Here is an 18,101-nt window from a genome sequence, read left to right on the forward strand (position 1 = left end):
GCACAGGTCCTGCCGATGTTGAAAGCAATACGATAGAACACAGGATCGAACTTCCTGTATAATCATGATTTGTAGGCGATGAAAACGGGTATGTTATTCATCGCTTACGAAGAAAGTAATGAGAAAGAAAAATTATCAGAATCCAAGATTGGATAAATAATCATAAGTAGGAGAAGAAAAAGTATGTTAAGTCAAGAGTATACAATGTTTATAATTGCGATTATAGTAATAGTTTGGGGAGCTGTTGCTGTTGCATATTGGTATGAAAATACACAATATAAAAAATCGTCGTATGGAAGACAAAGTAAGAAAAGTTTTCTGCAAATTATAAATAATCAAGGAGCAAGGGGAGAATACAGAACATCACAAGTTCTGGAAACTGCTACATTTGAAAATAAATTACTATTTAATTGTTATATTCCTAACCGATCGGGAGACAAAACAGAACTGGACATTATTATGATAAGCACAAAAGGAATCTATGTCGTTGAAAATAAAAATTATTCAGGATGGATATTCGGAGATGAACAAAGTAAAAATTGGTGTGAAACATTAAAAGGGAAAAAGTTTTTCTTTTATAATCCAGTAAAACAAAATAGAAGTCACATTAAAAATTTGGAAAAAGTCTTAAACATTGGTGAAGATAAATATATATCACTTATTACATTTAATAAAAATGCTATTTTAAAGAAAGTGAAAACAGAAAGTCCTAAATTGTACGTAAAAAGATATGATGAATTGAAAAAGTTTATTAAGGAACAAGAAAACTGCCCGGACATTTTGCAGCATGAAGAAATAGAAGAAATTTATAAAAGTTTATTACCAGGAACACAATTAAATGATAAAGAAAAGCAAGAACATATAGAAAGAATAAAGAAACAGTATAAGAAAAATTAAGGAATACAGTAAAATTTGTATCTCATTTTATTATGCTGCAAGCACTAATCTATGTTTAACTACAAATTTTTTAAGATACATGAGGATTGACATAAACGCAATTAAGAAGTAATATAATAGTAACCAGAAAAGAAATAATTCCAAGCTAACGCAATGAACCCCCATGGAGGACCAGTCCATGGGGGTTCGTTTAGGCTAGCTGTCTAATGATTCCGGTCTAACCATTTGCATATGTAGTAACCAACTACACTTGCCATAACCGAAATAAGAAAAGAAATAATTAAATCCACACTAACGCACCTCCTTCCTGCTGGAAAGAGTCGACAGCATAGCTATTATATCTCGATTATTAACAGAAGTCCAGAACAATACGGATTCCTCTTAATCAGGGTGTCCAGGGTTCGAACCCCTGAAGGCGCACTAAGAACACTGTTTTTGCGGACAATGCGATTGCCGCGGGGACGGTGTTTTTTTTGTTTTATGGGAAAACTGGAAATAAAGGTGTCTGGGAAATTGAAGAAAGTCAATATTTACGCCTTTATGAAGAGTTTTTCATAGGAGTGGAAAGGTATCAATAGTGTTTTGGGGAAGAATACAGGATCCAGTTTATAGATGTCCTTATGCTTAAATTTGGCTTTAGGATGTCTTTTTTATTGTCAATAGAGTTGTAAAAGGATAAAATAATCTCAAAAGCAGGCAGTACCAGACTGCCGGGAACGTAAAGGAGGAAAACTTTTATGGACTTAAAGAAATTTGCATTGGAAGGCAATCCTGTATGCAGAAAGGAAGCGGTGATCGCGGGTGATCATTACAGGATCACAATGCTGACAACAGCCCTGATCCGCTTTGAATACAGCGAGGACGGACAGTTCGAGGATCGTGCAACGCAGATGGTGTGCAACCGTGATTTCCCGGTGCCGGAATTCAAGGTAAGTGATGGCGGTGAAGAATTACATATTTATACTAAAGACCTGGAAATTCACTATGACAGGCAGAAATTTTCACCAAGCGGTCTGATGATCCGTGTAGCAGGTGGTAAAGCCAGCGAGCGTGTATGGCATTACGGTGATGCGCCGAAAGATTTGCTTGGAACAGCCAGAACCCTGGATGAGGCAGACGGCGAGATCCCGCTGGATCACGGCATTATGTCCAGAAATGGATTCTCAGTTCTGGATGATTCCCACACCATGGCTATGGGCGAAGACGGAATGGTAGAGCCGCGTCAGGGAAACAGAGCAGACTTCTATTTCTTTGGATATGGCCACAGATATGTGGAATGTCTGCAGGATTTCTACAGATTATGTGGAAAAACACCTCTGCTTCCACGATACACATTTGGAAACTGGTGGAGCAGATATCACAAATACACAGAGCCGGAGTACAAAGAACTGGTAGAGCGCTTTGAGAAAGAAGAAGTGCCGTTCTCTATCGCAGTTGTAGATATGGACTGGCATCTGGTTGAAGATGTGGATCCTGTTTATGGAAGCGGTTGGACCGGATATACATGGAATAAGAAATTTTTCCCGAATCCGCCGGAATTCATGGATTGGCTCCATAAACACGGTTATAAGATCACGCTGAACGTTCACCCGGCAGATGGAATCCGTGCTTATGAGGAAGCATATCCGAGAGTTGCGGAGAAGATGGGAATTGATCCTGCAAGCAAAGAACCGGTGCTTTTTGACATGACAGATCCGAAATTCATTGAGACATATTTCGAGGAACTGCATCATCCGATGGAAGAAGAGGGTGTAGACTTCTGGTGGCTTGACTGGCAGCAGGGAACTGTTACCAAAGTTCCGGGACTGGATCCGCTCTGGATGCTGAACCACTATCACTATCTGGACAGCAAGTGGAAAGGAAAACGCCCACTGACTTTCTCCAGATATGCAGGACCTGGAAGCCACAGATACCCGGTAGGTTTTTCCGGTGATACCATTATCACTTGGGAGAGTCTGAAGTTCCAACCATATTTCACAGCAAATGCCAGCAACATTGGTTTTGGATGGTGGAGCCATGATATTGGCGGTCATATGCTTGGCTACAGAGATGATGAGCTCACTGCAAGATGGGTACAGCTTGGAGTCTTTTCTCCGATGAACCGTCTGCACAGCACAGACAACCCGTTTAATGGAAAAGAACCGTGGAAATATAACCAGATCGTGGAAACAGTTATGAAGAATTTCCTGAAACTGCGTCATCAGCTGGTTCCGTATCTTTATACTATGAACCGCCGCGCGAGCAGAGAGGGACTGCCACTGGTACAGCCGATGTACTATATGGAGCCGGAACGTGAGGAAACCTATGAAGTACCGAACAACTATTACTTTGGCACAGAAATGATGGTATCCCCGATTACTGATAAGCTGGACCCGGTTACCGGGCTGGCAGGCGCTGAGACTTGGATCCCACAGGGAATCTGGTATGATTTCTTTAACGGAAGAGCATATAAAGGCGGCAGAAAAGTGGATCTCTGGAGAGATATTTATGAGATGCCGGTACTTGTACGTGAAGGTAGCATTGTTCCGTTAAAAGATATGGAAGTATATGATAATTCCATCGAGAATCCTGAGAAACTGGAAGTGCTTGTATATCCTGGAAAAACTGGTGAATTTGTTCTCTGGGAAGATAACGGTGACACACCGGAAGATCTGGATGAGAACTGGGCATCTACCAGAATGACAAAGACTGCTGATGAAACAGGAACTGTATTTACTATTGAAGCCGCACAGGGCAACAATGCAGTGATCCCACAGAAACGTTCCTGGAAGATTCGCTTCTGCAATATTCAGGACAAGCCACAGGAGGTTACTGTAAACGGACAGGCATATAAGGATGCAGAGTTCGCGGAGGATGAGAAGCTTCATGGAACAATAGTGATCCTGAAGGATGTGCCGGCAGATGCGCAGGTGAAGATTACTTTTGCGGCGGATGCAGCTGTTTATCAGAGAGACTATGCAGAAGAGGCTTATGAGATTCTGGAAAAAGCACAGATTACCTATGCACAGAAGACAGACGTTTATAAAGTAGTGAAAGAGCTGGGCACAGAGGCGGTGCCTGTTCTGGTATCCATGAATTTGAATTCGTCATTGCTTGGGGTACTGATGGAGATTCTTACAATGGGAATTTAACTATAGTAATCCTCTAAATCAAGAGTAACACAAAAATCCCGCTCACAGTTGTGTCTTACTGCGAGCGGGATTTCACATTTTAAAAGAAGGAGTGCCGGATCTTGCGATCCGGCAAGTATGAAAAAGAAAAAGTTTTATTATAAATAAAGCGTTTGCTTTATTTGCCTATTAATATACAGGGAAAATGTGAGCAAAATGTGATGGACTGTTGAAGAAATTGTGATTAAATTCTAAAAAACTTATAAAAAAGAAAAAAAAGACCTGAAAAGGTCTGTAAAAAGAAGGAGGGCCGGACCTTGCGGTCCGGCATAAGTATGAAAAAGAAAAAAGTTAAAAATCTATGTGAAAAAGCATTTGCAACCTGTTTGTAAAGCATTTGCTTTATTTGCTTATTAATATACAGGGAATTTGTGAGCAAAATGTGATGGACTATTGAAAAAAACGTGATTAAATTCTAAAAAAGTTATAAACTGGAGGTAAGGAAACACAAGGTGGAAAACTGAAAATAAGCATTGTAAAAATCTGAACTGTAATTTATAATAAAATTCAATGGTAACGGTTCAATATCTTTACAGTTACAAATAATGAGAAACAAGGAGGAAAACATGAAAAGAGAAACAGTCGTCGTACTGGATTTCGGCGGTCAGTACAATCAGCTGGTTGCCAGACGTGTGAGAGAATGTAACGTATACTGCGAAATCTATTCATACAAGACCGATCTTGAGAAAATCAAGGCAATGAATCCTAAGGGAATCATCCTTACCGGTGGTCCGAACAGCTGCTATGAGGCAGATTCACCTACATGCAATAAAGAATTATTTGAGCTTGGTATTCCTGTTCTGGGACTTTGCTATGGCGCACAGCTTATGATGCATGTTCTGGGCGGAAAAGTTGAGAAAGCAGATGTGAGCGAATATGGAAAGACAGAGGTTCTGGTAGATAAGACAGATTCCAAAATCTTCAAAGACGTATCTGACAAAACAATCTGCTGGATGAGCCACACAGATTACATTTCCCAGGTTGCACCAGGATTTGAGATTTCTGCTCACACAGCAGACTGTCCGGTAGCGACTGCACAGAATGAGGAGAAGAAGCTGTATGCGATCCAGTTCCATCCGGAAGTGCTTCATACAGTAGAAGGAAAGAAGATGCTTTCCAACTTCGTACTTGGTGTATGCGGATGTGCCGGAGACTGGAAAATGGATGCTTTTGTTGAGCATACTATCAGAGAAATCCGCGAGAAGGTCGGAGATGGAAAAGTTCTCCTTGCCCTGTCAGGTGGTGTTGACTCTTCCGTTGCAGCAGGACTTCTTTCCAGAGCAATCGGCAAGCAGCTTACCTGTGTATTTGTAGATCATGGTCTTCTTCGTAAAGATGAGGGAGATGAGGTTGAGGGTGTATTCGGACCAAACGGTCAGTTTGACCTGAACTTTATCCGCGTCAATGCACAGCAGAGATACTATGACAAGCTGGCAGGTGTTACAGAGCCTGAAGCAAAACGTAAGATCATCGGTGAAGAATTTATCCGTATTTTTGAAGAAGAGGCCAAGAAGATTGGTGCGGTAGATTTCCTGGCACAGGGAACTATTTATCCGGATGTTGTAGAGAGTGGTCTGGGCGGAGAGTCCGCAGTGATCAAATCTCACCACAATGTAGGCGGACTTCCGGATTTCGTTGATTTCAAGGAAATCATCGAACCGCTCCGCGACCTTTTCAAGGATGAGGTTCGTAAAGCAGGTCTGGAGCTTGGAATTCCGGAGAGACTGGTATTCCGTCAGCCATTCCCGGGACCGGGACTTGGAATCCGTATTATCGGTGAAGTTACTGCAGAGAAGGTTCGTATTGTACAGGATGCAGATTTCATTTATCGTGAAGAGGTAGACAATGCTGCAGCTGAGTATAAGAAAGAACATGGTGAAGATCCTTCATGGATGCCGAACCAGTATTTTGCAGCACTGACAAATATGCGAAGTGTAGGCGTTATGGGTGACTTCAGAACTTATGATTACGCTGTAGCGCTCCGCGCAGTGAAGACCATCGACTTCATGACAGCCGAGTCTGCTGAGATTCCGTATGCAGTACTGAATAAGGTTATGAACCGCATTATTAACGAAGTTAAAGGCGTTAACCGCGTATTCTATGATTTGACCAGCAAGCCGCCGGGTACGATTGAGTTTGAATAGTAGGCGGTGGGCCAGAAAGCCTTATTTTACGGGGCTTCCGGGCTTCGGCCTTTGAAAATTGCATTTTTATTGCATTTTTTTAATTCACCTGCTTATGATACTCAGCTGTGAACTGATTGCTTGTGTAATCAGCCACACTTTCTGTTGCAGGTGTATAGGTAAGTTTTCCTGTCAGCTTCTTTGCTACTTCAAAGTTGCTGTTTGGATATAAATGCCCATAGGTTCCCAAAGTCGTTTGGATTTTTTCGTGTCCTAAACGGTCTTTGATGATTAATGGGTTTTCTCCCATGCTGATTAACAGGGAAGCGTGGGAATGCCGTAAGGCATGAATTTTAATACGGTGGACACCAGCAAGATTTGCCAGCTTTTCCAGGGCTCTTGGCAAAGTTGTCTTGCTGGTGGGCGTTCCGTTATAGCTTAATACGAAATTACATTTTGGTAGAACTTTCTGTTGAACTTCTTTCCATTCTTTCAGTTCTTTTATCGTATCATCATCTATAACGATATCCCGAATACCTGCTTGCGTTTTTGGCTCTACAAATTTATAGTCGGTCATGGTTTTGTAGTAAAGATTCTTGTTGATGCTGAGAACGCCTGTCTCAAAATCAATATCTGACCATTGCAGTGCTGCCGCTTCTCCGATTCGCATTCCAGTCATAAATAACAACCAGTAGGAAATGAACAGATAGTGTTCATAATAATCTCCCTTATACAGAAGAGAAATGACCTTCTGGAATTCTTCCAATGTCCAGAAATCAATTTTCGGTTTTCTGCTTTTGACATTTCCGATCATTCGGGCTGGATTTTTCTTTGCAAGTCCGAGTACAATAGCCCTGTCAAATGCGATTGCAAGCATACCCTGAATAATTCTTACATAATTTGGGCTGTAGTTTTTTGCCAGTTTTAATTGCCAGTTTTGCACATGAATTGGCTCAATTTTGTCAGTATTCATCTTATAGAAATAGGCAAAGTGTTTTTCAATGGTAGCATATCTGTTCTTGTATGTACTTTCTTTTACCTGGGTTTTATACCAGGGAAGATAAATCTCTTGAATAAATTTTTTGAAAGTCACTTCCTCTTTCTTTTCAGTAAGCTCATCTGGTGTAGACAGAATAAGCTTTGAATATTCTGCCCGAGCCTCTTTCTTTGTTGCAAATCCACTGCGATATTTTTGTATTTGTTTCCCAGTTACAGGGTGTTTTCCTAAGTTCGCCCTGAAATAATAGGTTCCGTTAGTTGCTTTCTTGATTGGATCTTTTGCCATGGTTACACTCCTTCTCTAATGCAAGAAGTACACTTAGTTTTCAGTATCTGGCAAAGTGATTCCCAATAATTCCTCAACCGCTTCCTTTGGCACCCTGTCCAGTTTCTTTGATTGATAATAAGTATGGCCCTTGGCAATCATCAGCTTTTTCGCTTCCCGGATAATATCTGCTGAAAAAGAAGGACCATAACCTAACTTTATCAAATCACTTTTTGTTACTGTAATCATTCTGCTCCTTTCTACGGACAGGATAAAACTTCAATACCTGTCCATTATTATATCAAGTTTAGAGTAATTTTACTATTGTAAAATAGCCTGACGAAAAATGGTAAATCTCCCAGAATCCAGTTCCTATGCCCTTCCAGGCCACGTAGAAGGCGTTACTATGTAATCTTAAAGCTGCAGGCACGCAATAAATGCAGGCACTATCTGCAGCACCTATATCAATCTTCTGAGAGGTGTATGAAATTATCAAGGTACATCTGGGGCCTTGCCCATTCACTTAGAAATAGTCATGAAATTTTGAAGATTGGAAGAATTTTGGAAAAAAATTAAGCTGCCATAAAAGGCAGCCTGTAAGAATCATTAGGGATGTTTGGCGGTTAATCTTTTGAGAATGGATATAACCGCCATCATATCATCCTCATCCAACTGTTTTAAAAGATCGTTTGCTTTTTGATAAAGAGGTAAGTTATGAATCCTTTCATCAAAGAACTCCTGTGGTGTAATATCAAAATAACGGCATATTTCATAAAACTGGCTCATGGAAGGCAGAGAACGTCCGGAGCTGATATTCTGGATGTAACTTTTATTTTTACCAAGATCAAGACTCATTTGATATTCGGATACATTTTTTCTAAGGCGCAGCTCTGTGATTCGGTCTGCAATATATTTTTCATCCATTTTTTCTCACCTCGTTTTCTTTATTTTAATCTATTTACGAAAGTGAAATTACGGATTAAAATAGGTGTATTAAAAGTAAAGAGAATAATATTATTGATTATATCCGTAATTTGCGGATATAATACAACATACATGATCATATACACAGAATCTGGCGGATTGCAGACGTTTATTTAAAAAGTTATCAGTAAAAAGATGTGTTATGTGTATGATTTCGGGGTATGATGTAATAGAGGTGAGTCAGATGAAAGTAATCGGAACAGAACAGGAAATCGAATGGATTAAGGAAGCCTTGCAGAACAACTGTGAGGGATGTCCCCTTTCTGCATTGTGTGCAGGAGCTGCTAAGAAAGACAGTGAGCAGTACGGAAAGGTAAAACAGACATGTAAAGAATTCCTGGGTGAGCATATTGTTTTTATTACAGAAAACAATATATAGTATATATAGAATTGACACAAACAATATCTTGTGCTACTATACTGATATAGTTTGTTTTTTATGCATTCCCTTGTAGGGAAGTTCTGGGATTGTGTGAATCCCGGAATCAACAGGCAGAGAAAAACTTCCTGTCTGGCATAAGCTGTTTATGTTTGTATAAAGTGTCACTATGCGGTGTGTATCGCGGTAGTGATGCTTTTTGTTTTATTAGGTAAAATACCAGAGATTTAGGAATGGATGGAGAAATACTCTTTTCATTCCTTTTTTTATTTGTTTAATGGCAGATGATGCAGCCACAACCAGCTTTGAGCTGTTTATGGATAAAACTTATTTTAAGAAAGGTGGAAAGACACATGAATGAAACAAGAATTTTTGCAGATGCGTATCAGACGACGTTTGCAGACCCAAAGGAGATGCTGGAATTTTTGGCACAGAGAGCAAAAGAATCTTCCTGGATCCGTAAGCCTACAAGAACACTGCGACTGGTTCCGGCTATTCAGGAAGCGGGTAAAATGAAGGACACAGTAGGAAAAAACTGGGAAGAGATCCTGGAGGATACTGAGAATAATACCCAGCTTGCCTTAAAAATTAAGGGTGAGACCTATCCGGTGCGTACCTGTGCAATCCGGACAATTCTGGATCGGGCAGGAATTTCTGGATCGGGGCTTAGAAAACTGGAAACAGCAAATTATGCGAAGGTAGTGAATTATTGCCTGAAGGTAGCGAAAGGGGATGCTCTGATCAAGATTGCAGATGGAAAAGTATCTGCAGTTCACGGTGGAGATCATCATGATTACAGCATATTGGATATGCGGGCAGTATTTGAGATGACCATGCAGTTTCTGAATACCAATTTTCCGGGAAACAGTTACGTGGAAGGTTCCGGAATGTTCGATCATTCCATTGTTTCCGCAATGTGGGAACTTGGGGGAAATCAGGAACTTCTGGATACTTACAGGGATGCTTTAAGTGATCATGGCATCAGCGATAATATCATTGCACCCGCTGTAAGGCTTACTACATCAGATGTTGCGGTAAGCGGTGCAAATCTGTATCCGATGCTGACCTGCTCCAGCAGTGGCAGGACGATCAGCCTTGGTAGTCCAATCAAACTGGCACATACCGGTGGCGCTGATATGACACAATTTCTGGCAAATTTAAGAATGCTCTGTTCCAGATATCAGGATGCAATTTCAGATATAACAAAATTAATGGATATTGAAATCCGTCATCCGCTGAATTGTATTCGTTTATCGATGAAACGCCTGGGAATCCGAAAAAAGTTGATCAATGATGTGGCGGAAATGTTCGAGTTCCAGAAAGGAAACGGACCCTGCACTGCACATGACATTTATTTTGCTATGAACGAAGCATCGTTCTTTGCAGCCTGTGAAGGAATGCAGGGGGCAGCAATCATTAATCTGGAAGAACAGATTACCCGTGCATTGGCTTTAGACTGGAAAGAGTTTGATGTAGGTGGAGCAATCAAATGGTAAGGCGAAAAGAAAAATCAGAAGGAGGAAATAAAGAATGACAGGACTGAATTTGAATTATGAACCGGAGATTGTAGTGGATATCAGTGGACTTACGAGAGAGGAATGGCTTGATTATCGTAAAAAGGGAATTGGTGGCAGCGATGTAGCCGCCATCATGGGAATCTCCCCGTTTGCGACAATCAGGGATCTATATAACAACAAGGTGGGGATTCTGCCTGCTATTCCGGAGGAAGAAAAAAGTAACTGGGTTGCAAAGGAAGTCGGGCATCGGCTGGAAGATCTTGTCGCAGAAATTTTTGTCAGAAAGACAGGACTGAAGGTATTTCCGGTAAGAAAAATGTTCCGGCATCCTCTGTATCCGTTCATGCTTGCAGATGTGGATTTTTTTATTTTATTTCCCGATGGTACATATGGAATTCTTGAATGTAAGACCTGTAATTACAATGCAAGTAAGAAATGGGATGATGATGCAATTCCGGATAATTATGTGCTCCAGGTCAAACATTATCTGTCGGTCATGAACATGCAGAAAGCTTATATTGCATGTCTGTATGGGAATAATGAAGACGAATTTGTATTCCGTTTTCTGGAGCGTGATCTGATGGATGAAGAAGACCTAATAGAACAGGAAGCATTCTTCTGGGAGGAATATGTTGAAAAACATGTGGAACCGCCGTATAACGGAAAGACAGACCTTATTTTAGATAGTATCCGAAGATCTGTGGGATATGCGGACATTAGTCTCCCGGAAATCGAATTATCATGTCTGGAATCTAAAAATCTTGAAAGATATCTTGCTCTGGCAGAGGAAAAATCCCAAATTGAAAAAAGAAAAAAAGAGATCGAAGCGGAGCAGCGAGCGATCAGTGTGCCTTTTGTGGAGCAGTTAGGAGCCGGATGCAAAGCCATTTTAAAGGATGGTACGAATTGTTACCGGGTTACGTATAATCCGACAAAACGTACACAGATCGGAAAAGCGCAGATGGAAAAGCTGAAGATTCAGCATCCCGATATTTATGAAGAATATGCGAAGACAACTGAGAGCAGAACGTTTCGTATAAAGAAGGAGGCTGCATAGTGTTTGGCAGATTCAGACAGGAGGGATGTGGAAGATGCGATGCAGATATGTGAATAAGATCTATATGAATGAAGGAAATGGTTTTACTGTAGCACTCTATTGTACCCAGGATACTTCGGTGCCATTGTCAGCAAGGGATAAGTATCTGGCATCCCGAAAGATGATCGGGTTTACTGCTGTTGGATACAATTTGCCCCTTACAGATCAGATTGAACTGGAAATGGAAGGAGCCTGGGAAAACGGAAGTCATGGCCTGCAGTATAAGGTGGAATCCTTTATGGAAATTGTTCCCAGGACGAAAGAAGGAATTGTTGGATATTTAGCTTCTGGAGCAATAAAAGGTGTCAGACAGAGGACGGCGGAAGCCATCTATCATCAATTTGGTCTGGATACGCTGGAAGTCATTGAAAAAACACCGGAGAAACTGCTTTCCGTTCCGGGAATTTCTGAAAAGAAACTCTGTGGGATTATGGATTCCTTTGGGAAGAACCGGGTGTTTCGGGAGCTGATGACCTTTCTGGCTCCTTACAAAGTGACACCAAAGAAAGTGAATCTGATCCTGCAGACATTTAAAGATGAATCTGTGGATATCATCCGGAAACGCCCATATATGTTATGTGCAGTTAAGGGATTTGGATTTCTGACAGTGGATAACATTGGCAGAGCACTTGGAAAGACTCTGAATGATCCCATGCGTATTTCAGGGTGCATCAGTTACGTGCTAAGTGAGGCTATGAAGGAAGGACATCTTTATCTGGAACAGGAATTTTTAACAGAACGGACACTGGAAGTGCTGAATAAGGATCTGACTTTTCAGGCAGTGAGCGTTCAGGATGTGAGCAATGTACTCTACCGTCTGGTCATGCAGAACAGCATTGTGTTGGATGGTGAAAAGGTTTATACCTTCCGCCAGTTTGAAGCAGAGGACCAGACCGCAGCCATGATAGCAAGGCGGATTCTTTATCCCATGGAATCACTTAATGTGGAAACTGAACTTGTACAGGCGCAGAAAGTCCTGGGAATTACACTGTCAGAAAAGCAGAAACAGGCGGTCAGGATGGTGTTTGCCAATCCCATCAGCATCATTACAGGTGGTCCGGGTACCGGAAAGACAACTGTTTTAAAGGTAATCCTTTATATTCACGGCATGAAATGTAAGTCTGAAGTGCAGTTAATGGCACCGACCGGCAGAGCCGCAAGACGGATGGCAGAAAGTACGGGTAATCAGAACGCCTCGACCATGCATATGGCACTGGGGCTTCTGGGAGAAGATTATACGGCTGAGTTTACCTATCTGGAGGCCGGGTTTGTCAATGTGGATGAAACATCCATGGTGGATATGCGGCTGGCTTATGAATTTTTCCAGAGAGTCAAAGGGGATACAAGAATCCTTCTTGTGGGGGATGTGGACCAGCTTCCTTCGGTGGGAGCCGGTGATGTATTTCGTCAGCTTATCCAATGTGGGCTGATACCGGTCACAGTGCTTGACCTTGTGTATCGTCAGGGTGCCACAAGCAGCATACCAGTGAATGCAAAGCTGATGCAGGAGGGAAAAACCAACCTGATCCTGGGCGATGATTTTGTGTTTGTGCCCTGCAAAGGGACAGAAGAAACTGCAGATACCGTAAAGAGACTCTATCAAGAGGAAGTCATCCGAAATGGTCTCGACCAGGTGCAGATCCTGACCCCTTTCCGGGTAAGGACTGCAGCTGGTGTGGTGGAATTGAACCGCACGCTGGAGGATATCATTAATCCACCAGTCAGTGGAAAGAAGGAACTTGTGATTGGAAAAGACGTATTCCGGGTTGGGGATAAGATCATACAAAATAAAAATACTGCACTTATCAGCAACGGAGATATGGGAACCATTCTGGATTTTGATAAAGACGAGGAAGGAAACCCTAAGATCAGTATCCAGTTTACGGAGAACCGGAGAATTGAGTATGAGCTGGAACAGATGGAAATGATTGAACATGCAAATGCGATTACGGTTCACAAATCGCAGGGATCGGAGTGTCCGGTGGTGATTATTCCGTGGATGAAGGCATTCTATGTTATGCTGAAACGAAACATTCTCTATACTGCAGTGACCAGGGCCAAGTCCAAAGTCTATCTGGTCGGGGATTGGAACGCAGTATGTCAGGCGATTCATACCGATGACAGTGGTAAGAGAAATACAGTGCTGGCAGAGAGAATCTGCAGCTATTATGACCAGTATCAAAGCCGGAATAAGCCTGCGCAGGAAATGGAACAGTTAAAACTTGCAGTATAAAAATTTTAAGAAATATTACAATCTCAGAGAAATGCAGACTATTACTCTATGTAGGGTTTTCGTCTGCTTTTATTTTGGACAGAAATCGAAAGGAGCAGAACGAATGAAATCAATCTTATATGACAAATCAGAAGCTGTTGCAGCACTCAACCGGGTGGAAGGATTTAATCCTGTGGAACTTGCAAGAAGATTGGAAAAGGAAGGACAGGAAGATCAGCTGTATCTAGATGTGAAATACCGGAAACTCTGGTTCCGTCTGGTATATCCCATGGGAAAAATTATCAGTATTGTTCGCAGTTTTTCAGAAAATGCAGCTTTGGTAGAAGCGAGAATCTATCTGGATAAGTGTGATGCGGAGGACAATTTCATTGCCAACGCATTTTCACAGAAATTCCGGTCAGAGGATCCGAATTTTGGAGCAAAATTTCTGGAACTTGCGGAAACGGCTGCTGTCGGACGGGCACTGTCAGATGCCGGGTTTGGACTTCAGTTTGCGGATGTAGGTGAAGAAAATGATCCGGAACAGGTGGATGCCGGGATTCAGATTCCGCAGTCATCTCAGGATTCAGGAACTGTGGAGAATCTAAACAGTGGGAATGGAGCTGCCTATCAACCGGATGAGAATACGTATCAACAGTCTGCAAGGCAGATGACGGGTGGTTCTATTCCGCCGATGCAGTCACAGTCTGGCATGATGGGACAGTTTTTTCAACAGGCACAGGCAAATGGTTCCATCATCGGTCAGCCATCCATGCAAAATACCTATGGCCATCAGCCGGGAATGAATTCCATGGCGACAGGTACAGCGGAAAATGCGATAGACGGTTCCCTGCCTGTGGAAGAACTTCTGCAGCACATGACTTATGAGCAGGCGGTGCAGGTTGTGATTCCGGGCAAAGGGAAATATGGCGGCAAGACCATGGGACAGGTGGCAAAAGAAAGCCCACAAAGTCTAGAGTGGTTTGCCAGAAGTTATTCTGGGAATAACAATGCGGTTCCGGCTGCAGCTAAATTTTTGTTAAATAAAGCATTACCAATGGCAGGATAGTGGATTCTGCCTGTTAAGACCCCACAGTCAGCTATCTGGCTGCGGGGGAAAGGAGGCTTGAATATGGATGTATGACATGTCAGGGTTTGATTACGATATCCGCGATGTGGTGCGTGTACTGAATCTGCAGGTGCGTCGGAAAAATCCCAGTTCCTATGATGTGGACTGTCCCTTCTGTAACCATAAAACAGGAAAGATGAATGTTAATATCAAGAAAAACGTCTTCCGTTGTAACTATTGCAATGAGCAGGGGGGAATGCTGGATTTATACGCCAAGTTATATGGACTTTCAAAGGCAGAAGCAAACCGGCAGATCCGGGAGGCATTAAACCTGGGCCAATACCGGGATGATTATAAGATTCCGGAGAAAAAGCCGGAGCCTGAGATTCCCGAGAATAGTGACCGTGCATCGGATGAGGAAATCAACCATACCTATTCCATGCTGCTTTCCTATCTTACGTTATCAGAAAAGCACAGGGAAGACTTGCTGGCGAGAGGGCTTACGGACGAGCAGATCGAGATACAAAGATATCGGAGTGTCCCTCTCTTTGGATTAAAAAATCTGACCAGGAAACTACAGGAAAAAGGATGTACGGTGCAGGGAGTACCGGGGTTTTATCAGGATGAGGATGGAAAATGGACGATTCATTTTTCTGCGAAGAATTCCGGATTTCTGATTCCGATTCTTTCCATGGAAGGTCTGATCCAAGGATTTCAGATTCGGCTGGATCATGTGACAGATTCCAGAAAGTATATCTGGCTTTCCAGTGTAAATTACCAATATGGAGTTTCATCCGGCAGTCCGGTTCATGTAATCGGAAATCTGGATGCGAAAGAAGTGTATGTGACAGAAGGCGCTTTAAAGGGAACCGTTGCCCATTATCTGTCCGGAGCTACGTTCTTATGTGTGCCGGGAGTGAATCAACATCGGAATCTCCGTCCTATTCTGGAGGACCTTTCCAAAAGAAATCTCCAGCTTGTGTATGAAACTTATGACATGGATAAGAAAATGCCGGTTGTCTGTGATAGACAGTATAGTAAATGCAGCGAATGCACGCAGAGTAACAGGATTGGAGAGTGTCTTTATAAGGTGAAAAAACGGGAAATTATTCAAAGTGGGTGCAGAAAACTGTACGAACTTTGCAGGGAATATTCTCTGCCGGTAAAACGGATGCTGTGGGATACGGATGAAAGCAAAGAATGGCGTGGACATATCAAAGGGATTGATGATCTCTATTATGATTTGTGCGTAAATAAGACAGATAAAACATCTCAAAGATTATAGAAACAGGAAGGCCGGAGTATTCTGCTCTGGTCTTTCCTGAAAGGAGAAGATTTATGAAAGGGAAAAGAAACGTACCATTACTGTTTATGATGATTGCATCGTTACTTATATTTATATTTGCTGCAGGCAAATTAATTGAAACCTATCTGGAGTACCAGAAAGGCAATCATACGTATGAAGAACTGCTGGAGTACGTACAGGATCCAGAAACAGATGAGCAGGGTAAAAATGATCCGGATTCAGAAGATGATTCAGGATTTATGTTCCTTCAGGTAGATTTTGAAGGATTAAAGGCTCAGAATACGGATGTTGTAGCATGGATCCAGATACCGGCACTTTCTGTCAGTTATCCGGTTGTACAGGGAAAAGATAACTCTTTTTATCTGCATCATATATTTGACGGACAGGAAAATAAGAATGGAAGTATCTTTATCGACTACCATAACCAGCCGGATTTCACGGACAGTAACACGATCATATATGGGCATAATATGAAAAATGGGAGTATGTTTGGAACATTGGATCAGTATCAGGAAAAAGAACTATTTCGGCAATATCCTTGTTTTTATATTTATCTTCCGGATAGCATCTTAGAGTACCGGATCGTATCCTGCTATGCGGGAAAGACAGGAAGTGTGGGGTATACTTATCGGTTTCCTGAGCAGGAAGATTTTCAGGACTTTTTGGAAAAGATTATATCCTACGCTGCCTATGATACAGGAACGGAAGTTATGGATACGGATCATATCGTCACGCTTTCTACCTGTGTCAACTCGGACCGAAATTATCGGTATCTGGTGCATGGAAAACTGGAGAAGAAAATAGAGACGAGGTGAGTATAATGACGCTTAGAGAAGCTGGGAAAGGAATTGTGACAACTGGTGGCGGTACATATCGTATTGGTCATTATGATGAGGACGGTTTTGAAGCAGAAACAGAAATGACCGCTTATAATATGGCGGAGCTGAACAGTTTATATCGGGAGTTCTGTAAAGATAACGGAATGCGACAGAATACTGTGCGGTATGTTTCAAGAGTGTGATATGGAATGGAAAATGGCATCGGCAAATATCGCTGGTGCCTTTACGCATTTTTTGAGGGAGTGGTTGCGTTTTACGTAGGTAGTACGTACAGAGTAAGTAGAAAGAAAAAAGGAGTGATCATTTTATGATTAAGAAATTAAGAGTAGCCGTAGATCATGGCAACCGTAATATGAAGACCTGCAATCATGTATTCACGACAGGACTGACAGAAATGGATAAGAAGCCTGCAAGGGGCGAGGTATACCTACGGTATCAGGACAAGTATTATACACTTAGTGAACGACGCATCCCATATCAGAGGGATAAGACTTCAGACTCCCGATTTTTTGTACTGACATTGTTTGCAATTGTTATGGAATTGGAAGACAAGACACAAATTCAGCCAGATGATGTGATTCAGATTGAACTTCCAATCGGACTTCCGCCAAAGCATTACAAAGAGCTGTATGACAAATATGAGAAATATTTTAAAGGTGATGGAAAAGTGTTTCAGGTGGAATACTGTGGAAAGGAATATCATCTCTGTATGAAAGATGTGAGGGCTTTTGTACAGGATCTGGCTGCCATGATGACAAAGATGGATAAGATCGGGGAAGCTCCGAAAGCAGTAGGAATTGATATTGGGGGATTCACAACAGATTATCTGCTGTTAAGAAGAGGAAAGCCTGATATGGATTATTGCGATTCGTTGGAAAAAGGTATTATTACCATGTGTAATGAGATCATTTCCAAAGTCAACAGTGAATATGACATGTTGCTGGAAGAAATAGATGTGGAAAGCATCATTCGTGGGAAAACAGAGTTTTATGATGAGTATGTGGTCCGGGCGGTTGAGAACATGGTACAGGACTATGTCACAGATCTTCTGAATAGTATTCGTGAACGAGGTGTGGATACGAAATCTGCTTATACCGTGTTCATTGGCGGAGGTTCTATACTGCTCAAGCGGTTTTTAGAAAAGTCTGACCGTTTGGGACGTTATCTGTTCATTGACGACCTGCGCGCCAACGCAAAAGGGTATGATCTCCTGTATCGTATGTATGAAAGCAGCAAATAGAATGG

At 41.9% G+C, this 18,101-nt stretch carries 15 protein-coding genes; 12 read left to right on the forward strand and 3 right to left on the reverse strand.

Annotated features, from left to right (window positions below; genetic code table 11):
* Positions 1-183 precede the first annotated feature (183 nt).
* The 3 genes from ACTNES_RS07430 (at position 184) to guaA (ending at position 6,211) form a co-directional block, all read left to right on the forward strand.
* On the forward strand, positions 184-897 hold the full coding sequence (locus ACTNES_RS07430) for a nuclease-related domain-containing protein (RefSeq protein WP_291816958.1): 714 nt from the start codon (positions 184-186) through the stop codon (positions 895-897).
* A gap of 737 nt (positions 898-1,634) precedes the next feature.
* A complete protein-coding gene (locus ACTNES_RS07435) occupies positions 1,635-4,028 on the forward strand; it encodes a TIM-barrel domain-containing protein (RefSeq protein WP_291816960.1) in 2,394 nt (797 codons plus the stop codon).
* 605 nt (positions 4,029-4,633) lie between these two features.
* Complete coding sequence (gene guaA, locus ACTNES_RS07440; protein WP_025580401.1) at positions 4,634-6,211, forward strand: glutamine-hydrolyzing GMP synthase; 1,578 nt, start codon at positions 4,634-4,636, stop codon at positions 6,209-6,211.
* 79 nt (positions 6,212-6,290) lie between these two features.
* Here the strand turns inward: guaA and ACTNES_RS07445 are convergent, their stop codons facing one another.
* The 3 genes from ACTNES_RS07445 to ACTNES_RS07455 form a co-directional block, all read right to left on the reverse strand.
* Positions 6,291-7,475 (reverse strand): site-specific integrase, encoded by a 1,185-nt coding sequence (locus tag ACTNES_RS07445; RefSeq protein WP_297874479.1) that lies wholly within the window; start codon positions 7,473-7,475, stop codon positions 6,291-6,293.
* A 33-nt stretch (positions 7,476-7,508) separates the two neighbouring features.
* Complete coding sequence (locus ACTNES_RS07450) at positions 7,509-7,703, reverse strand: DUF3173 domain-containing protein (RefSeq protein ID WP_154322052.1); 195 nt, start codon at positions 7,701-7,703, stop codon at positions 7,509-7,511.
* A 357-nt stretch (positions 7,704-8,060) separates the two neighbouring features.
* Positions 8,061-8,378, reverse strand: a complete 318-nt coding sequence (locus tag ACTNES_RS07455) for a helix-turn-helix domain-containing protein (RefSeq protein ID WP_235251190.1) — start codon at positions 8,376-8,378, stop codon at positions 8,061-8,063.
* Positions 8,379-8,622: 244 nt separating this feature from the next.
* Here ACTNES_RS07455 and ACTNES_RS07460 point away from each other — a divergent pair, with 244 nt between their 5' ends.
* From ACTNES_RS07460 to ACTNES_RS07500, 9 genes are all read left to right on the forward strand, one after another.
* Positions 8,623-8,817: a 2-ketoisovalerate ferredoxin oxidoreductase gene (locus ACTNES_RS07460; RefSeq protein WP_154322054.1), complete on the forward strand. Its 195-nt coding sequence runs from the start codon at positions 8,623-8,625 to the stop codon at positions 8,815-8,817.
* A 353-nt stretch (positions 8,818-9,170) separates the two neighbouring features.
* Positions 9,171-10,313, forward strand: a complete 1,143-nt coding sequence (locus tag ACTNES_RS07465; protein WP_441039043.1) for a transposase — start codon at positions 9,171-9,173, stop codon at positions 10,311-10,313.
* A gap of 34 nt (positions 10,314-10,347) precedes the next feature.
* A complete protein-coding gene (locus ACTNES_RS07470; RefSeq protein WP_347375385.1) occupies positions 10,348-11,391 on the forward strand; it encodes a YqaJ viral recombinase family nuclease in 1,044 nt (347 codons plus the stop codon).
* Positions 11,392-11,425: 34 nt separating this feature from the next.
* A complete protein-coding gene (gene recD2 / locus ACTNES_RS07475; protein WP_441039044.1) occupies positions 11,426-13,663 on the forward strand; it encodes an SF1B family DNA helicase RecD2 in 2,238 nt (745 codons plus the stop codon).
* 103 nt (positions 13,664-13,766) lie between these two features.
* Positions 13,767-14,711 carry a hypothetical protein gene (locus ACTNES_RS07480; RefSeq protein WP_441039045.1) on the forward strand — a complete coding sequence of 315 codons (945 nt, stop codon included), beginning with the start codon at positions 13,767-13,769 and terminating at the stop codon, positions 14,709-14,711.
* Between the two features lie 67 nt (positions 14,712-14,778).
* Positions 14,779-15,996: a CHC2 zinc finger domain-containing protein gene (locus ACTNES_RS07485; protein ID WP_441039046.1), complete on the forward strand. Its 1,218-nt coding sequence runs from the start codon at positions 14,779-14,781 to the stop codon at positions 15,994-15,996.
* A 53-nt stretch (positions 15,997-16,049) separates the two neighbouring features.
* On the forward strand, positions 16,050-16,832 hold the full coding sequence (gene srtB, locus ACTNES_RS07490) for a class B sortase (protein WP_441039047.1): 783 nt from the start codon (positions 16,050-16,052) through the stop codon (positions 16,830-16,832).
* A 5-nt stretch (positions 16,833-16,837) separates the two neighbouring features.
* Positions 16,838-17,038 carry a hypothetical protein gene (locus ACTNES_RS07495; RefSeq protein WP_235250426.1) on the forward strand — a complete coding sequence of 67 codons (201 nt, stop codon included), beginning with the start codon at positions 16,838-16,840 and terminating at the stop codon, positions 17,036-17,038.
* Between the two features lie 125 nt (positions 17,039-17,163).
* Entirely contained in the window at positions 17,164-18,096 is a 933-nt protein-coding gene (locus ACTNES_RS07500) for a ParM/StbA family protein (protein WP_441039048.1), read from the forward strand.
* Positions 18,097-18,101: the final 5 nt, after the last annotated feature.

The organism is Blautia sp. HCP3S3_D9 (genome assembly GCF_052063845.1).
Classification (GTDB): Bacteria; Bacillota; Clostridia; order Lachnospirales; family Lachnospiraceae; genus Blautia_A.